General features: G+C 55.0%; 6 protein-coding genes. 3 read left to right on the top strand and 3 right to left on the bottom strand.

Going from position 1 to position 4966, the window contains the following annotated elements; translation table 11 throughout:
- Positions 1-207: 207 nt before the first annotated feature.
- Entirely contained in the window at positions 208-1230 is a 1023-nt protein-coding gene (bioU, locus tag AC0QHF_RS11910; RefSeq protein WP_324704432.1) for a (S)-8-amino-7-oxononanoate synthase BioU, read from the bottom strand.
- 386 nt (positions 1231-1616) lie between these two features.
- Between bioU and AC0QHF_RS11905 the strand changes: the two genes are divergently transcribed.
- From AC0QHF_RS11905 to AC0QHF_RS11895, 3 genes are read left to right on the top strand one after another with little or no spacing between them, the layout of a single operon-like run.
- Positions 1617-1826: a DUF2997 domain-containing protein gene (locus AC0QHF_RS11905; protein ID WP_324704431.1), complete on the top strand. Its 210-nt coding sequence runs from the start codon at positions 1617-1619 to the stop codon at positions 1824-1826.
- A gap of 50 nt (positions 1827-1876) precedes the next feature.
- Positions 1877-2263, top strand: a complete 387-nt coding sequence (locus AC0QHF_RS11900) for a DUF1257 domain-containing protein (protein WP_324704430.1) — start codon at positions 1877-1879, stop codon at positions 2261-2263.
- Positions 2263-2697 (top strand): ferredoxin, encoded by a 435-nt coding sequence (locus AC0QHF_RS11895; RefSeq protein ID WP_324704429.1) that lies wholly within the window; start codon positions 2263-2265, stop codon positions 2695-2697. Before AC0QHF_RS11900 ends, AC0QHF_RS11895 begins: the two co-directional genes overlap by 1 nt.
- A gap of 246 nt (positions 2698-2943) precedes the next feature.
- On the opposite strand, the gene AC0QHF_RS11890 is transcribed toward AC0QHF_RS11895, so the two are convergent.
- Positions 2944-3828: a S1 RNA-binding domain-containing protein gene (locus tag AC0QHF_RS11890; RefSeq protein ID WP_324704428.1), complete on the bottom strand. Its 885-nt coding sequence runs from the start codon at positions 3826-3828 to the stop codon at positions 2944-2946.
- Positions 3829-4035: 207 nt separating this feature from the next.
- A complete protein-coding gene (locus AC0QHF_RS11885; RefSeq protein WP_324704433.1) occupies positions 4036-4773 on the bottom strand; it encodes a dienelactone hydrolase family protein in 738 nt (245 codons plus the stop codon).
- Positions 4774-4966: the final 193 nt, after the last annotated feature.

The raw sequence follows: 4966 nt of genomic DNA, 5'->3' as shown, positions 1-4966 counted from the left end.
GATTCTCCACTTCTCCTCTTGACCCTGAGAGTTCCGACCTCATTTGGTATCCTGTGATACCAAACTTAGGAACATACGGACAGTTATAAGGCTGGTCAGGGGTATGCCCCTTATATTCATCCGAGGGGATGAAAGCCTTACCGGGAAGTTATTTCAGGCATTTCAGCCTTATTTCATTCCCGAACGAATCGCACATATCAAACCACCCTAGCGCACGAACTGCGGCATCACTTCGGCGGCGGTAAACAGGCCGTGAATTCCCCGGCGGTGCAAGTTGATCCCGGCTTTCAAATAGCCGAAGGCCGGACCGCAGACATTCGCCGCCATGCTGGTTTCGTCGCCGAGGGTAAACGTGTGGGTGGAGATTTTCCCCTCGAAGGTGCGGCCGGTGACTCGGACGTTGGTACTCAGCGGCTTTTTGGGGTTGCGGGTATCGACGACGCCGCCCACCGTGACACGATCGCGATCGCAAATTCCCGCCAATTCCAACATGATATCGTCGGCGTGTTCCATCCCTTCCAACTTCAGCAGGCCGTCGGTTTCGTCCAACAGCGCCTCCACCTCCGCATCCGTCATCGCCCGGGCCCGTTCCACGTCGTAGCCGGGGAGGTGGGCGATATCTTCCCGGATGGTGGCCCGGTAAGCCTCCCAGTTGGCGATACCCACCCCGAAGGTGATTTTGACGCTATGAATTTCCGCGTAACTCTGGGCCGCCACCGCCGCCGCCGCCGTCAGCAGTCCCGGCGTGGCGCCGCAACCCGTCATGTAGGTGATCCCGGCATTATTGAGATCATCTTGCAATTCCAGAAGCTGTTCGACGGCGCTGGTGCGCTTCAGGGCGTCCACCAGGACCCCCCGCCATCCGGACTCGATAAACGCCTTCGCCACCGAAGCCATAAAGGTATTGGGCAAATTGGGGAGGGCCAAGAAGTAACCATCCACCCCCTGAGAACCCCGGCGGATCAGATCTTCGATACTTTGGGTGCTGTGGGTGCCGCCCGGTTCGAGATCCCCCAAAGAGCCGCGATCGCGATACACTTCGATACACCGGTCCGGATCGAGTCCCTCGGTTGAATAGACGTATCCTTTTTGATCGGCCGCCGCCACCCAGCGCATTTCCCGTTTGGGTGCCAACACCCGCGCGGCCGCTTGTCCCAGGCCGCCGAACCCCAGCACCCCCACGCGCATGGGATTCCGGGCCGAATGTGTGATTGGCTGATGATTACTCATGACAGACGCTTGAAATTGGACAATCTTCTATTATCTCTCAAGTTGGGGTGTCCGGTGCCACCTGTTGGCTGAAGCGGGCAACCGGAGACGGTTGCCCCCACATCCATCCCAAATCTGCCCGACTCTCGACTCCCGACTCCCGACTCCCTCTCCCCCATCTTGACGGTTCGGGGCATCTACGCGAAACTTAACATATAATGAACCTACTGCTTCAGCTATTGATAACTTTTGTAAAGTTATCATGGGTTTTTCATGAATTGGAAACCGTCGATCGCCCGATCGCTGGAGCGTAGCGTCAGAACCATCTGATCGATCTGGAGCCAACATCGAAGCTCGATCTCCGGTGTTGGTCTCATTTTATACCACCCGTGCAGTCAGTGTGAGCTATGGAAACCCTAGAGTTTATCATCTATCCCGACGGCCGAGTTCAGGAGAAAGTCACCGGCATTGTCGGTGCCTCCTGTGCCGAGGTCACAGCCGCGATCGAAGCGGAGTTGGGTGTGGTATTGACTCAGGAGAAAACCTCCGAATACTTCACCCAAGCCAATCACCAGTCTGACACGGCGACTGCCCAAGTGGGTTTTAGCAACTGGTAAAATCCCGCCTTGTTTGTCTGTTCACGCAATTCATTCAAAACTTACCAACTATGTCACACTTTAGCCAAATCAAGACGCAAATTCGCAATCTGTCGTCTTTAAAAGCCGCTTTAACCGATCTGGGCATCGACTGGAAGCCCGGACCGCGAGAAGTTCGGGGCTATCGGGGCCAAACCCACCCGGCCGAAGTTGTCATCGAACAAGAGAACGGCTACGATCTCGGGTTCACCTGGAACGGCCAGGAATACGAACTGGTGGCGGATTTACAGTTCTGGCAACAGGCTTGGCCGGTGGATTATTTCCTGAAAAAAGTCACCCAGCGCTATGCGTTCCACACCGTCGTGAGCGCCAGCACCCAGCAGGGTTTCCAAGTCTCCGAACAGCAAAATCGTCAAGATGGTTCGATCCGCCTAGTTGTCCAACGTTGGAGCGCCTAATGTCTGAATGGTCTGCATCATCAACTCATACCTCGCCGGAACGTTCGGGTTTGGAACCGGAACTCGGCGGGGTGTTGCGGGATGCACCTGAGCGTTCCGGCTTCGAGCCGGAGTTGGGGGGTACGCTGCGCCAAAAGGGGGTTTACGTCGATGAACCCACCTGCATCGGTTGCAAGCACTGTGCCCACGTCGCCCGAAACACATTCTATATCGAGCCCGACCACGGGCGATCGCGCGTGTTTCGGCAAGATGGCGATTCGGAAGATGCGATTCAGGAGGCGATCGACACCTGTCCCGTCGATTGCATCCACTGGGTTGACTATACCGAACTGAAACGGCTGGAAGAAGAACGTCAGGATCAGGTGGTCCCCCATGTCGGGTTTCCGGCGGAAGCCGCGATGGTACACCGGAAACCGCACAAACGCCGAAAGTAGGGAGAATTCATGGATTCTCTCGACAATTTAATCGCTTTTTTGCGATCGGGCAAAGGTGAGAATTTCTCGCTTTTGCCTTTTGTGTTGGGAGGCAATAGGCAATAGGTAATAGGCAATAGGCAATAGGTAAGAGGATTTAACTCTTCCGATAACCCGGATTATATCCCCCCCAGCCCCCCTTTGAAAGGGGGGAGAATCGTTTTTAAAGTCCCCCTTTCCAAGGGGGATTTAGGGGGATTTGACATTCTAAGGAGAAATCAACTTTCTCGCCCGTTCTGCCCTCGCTTCGGCGGAGTCCATCACCTCCGGCATTTTCTCGACGATTTCGCCGGGATAGTTTTCCAACAGGCGGGTGGAGAGAGACACCCGGTGGCGCCCTTCTTCCAGGTTGATAACCAGGGCTTTCACCGTCTGGCCGATTTCAAACAATTCCGGCAGGGAACCGACGTATTTTTGGCTGATTTCTTTGATGTGAATCAACCCCGTCACGCCGTCCAATTCCACGAACACGCCGAAGGGTTTGATACTGCCGACAGTCCCTTCCACCAGTTGGCCGATTTCCAGTTGGCTGAAGGAGACGGATTCGGAGGCGAGACGCTGGGAGAACACCAACTTTTCGCGATCGCGGTTCAACTCCAGTATACTCACCGTCAAAACTTCCCCCACCAACGCATCCAAATTGTCCCGTTGGACGAGGTGCGATCGCGGGATGAAGCCCCGCAAAGAATCCGCATCCACCGTCACGCCGCCGCGGTTGACCCCCGTCACTTGAACTTGCAGGGATTCTTCATTTTTGGCTTTCTCGGCCAACTCGTCCCAGGCCTGTTTCAGTTGCAGTTGACGCAGGGAAAGCAACACCTGACCCTCCGCATTTTGGTCGCGGATGATCAAAAATTCCCGTTCTTCCTGCAGTGGCAAAATTTCCGAAAGGTCGTCCACCGCCTTCAAAGATGCCTCGCGGATCGGCAAAAATCCCGGAGATTTCCCCCCTTCGATGTCAACATAAGCGCCGTTTGAGTCATGTTCAAATACCCGGCCGCGCACGATTTGCCCCTTTTGTAAATCGTAGTCGTGAGTTTCCAGGGCCTTGGCAAAATCATCGATTGAAAAAGATTGATTTTGAGTCGTCATAGGAAAAACCAAAAAAACAAAAATTCACGTTCTAACCTGCTCTCGCACTCTTCCTCGATCGCAGCCTTCTAGCTGATCCGGCCGATCTCACAAGTTCAAGATTTCTGAAGACGTCGTCCGTCGAAAAACGGTTTCCGAAGCCGAAGGAGAGCGATCGCCGGTCCCCCGTCGGGCGACCCCCCTTCGGGCCACAAGTCCGTCAGTTGTTTACAGTTCTTGAGCGAACAGTTCTTTGACGTGTTTCCAGGCATCCTCAGCAGCCTCTTTATTATAGCTATCCCGTTGGTCGCAGAAAAAACCGTGGGTGGCCGGATAGCGGAAAATCCGGTGGCGGACGCCGTGTTTTTGCAGTTCCGCTTCGATCTGATCCACCTCTTGATTGGGAATCAGGGGATCTTCAGTTCCGAAGAACCCGTAGAGCACCCCATCAATTTCCGGCGTGCGGGTGACGGTAGCCGGACCCCCGCCCGGAGTTCCGGTGACGATCCCCGCCCCGTAAAAAGAAGCCGTCGCCTTGATATCGTCCAGCGTCGCGGCCAGATAGGTGACGTGGCCACCGAAACAGAAACCGATGCTGCCGAAATGAGCATTTTTGACCGTCTCCCGACCTTTTAATAGATCGAGGGTGGCTTGGATGTCGCCCAGGAGTTCCGGGGCCTTGGTCTGTTCCTTGTACTTGCGGCCCAGTGCGATGTCTTCGTCCGAGTAGCCGATCTCGAACCCGGGAACCTGGCGCTGGTAGATAGCCGGGGCGATGGCAACATATCCCTCCTTCGCGATGCGATCGCACACATCCCGGATGTGGGCGTTCACCCCGAAAATTTCCTGGATCACAACGATGCCGGGATAGGGGCCGCCCTCGGCGGGTTCGGCCAGATAGGCGTCGATATTCAGATCGCCGTTGGGAACCGTAACATTAGCCGTGCGAATCTCTAAATCTGCCATAATTCCGTTTAGGGAAGCGTCTACTACCTGAGAATTTGGGTCGATCGCATTTCTCAGATTAGGGGTCGAGAGAGATGTTGCCATCTCCCCCTCCCATTCAGAACCGTGCATGAGATTTTCACCTCACACGGCTCCTAGTTCAGTCGTCTCGTTGTCATGAGTACGACTCTTGCTTTGACTACCATCAATGGCA

This window comes from Lyngbya sp. CCY1209, assembly GCF_055795065.1.
The sequence above is the reverse complement of the archived record's forward strand: the minus strand, read 5'-3'. Positions and strand labels throughout refer to the sequence as shown.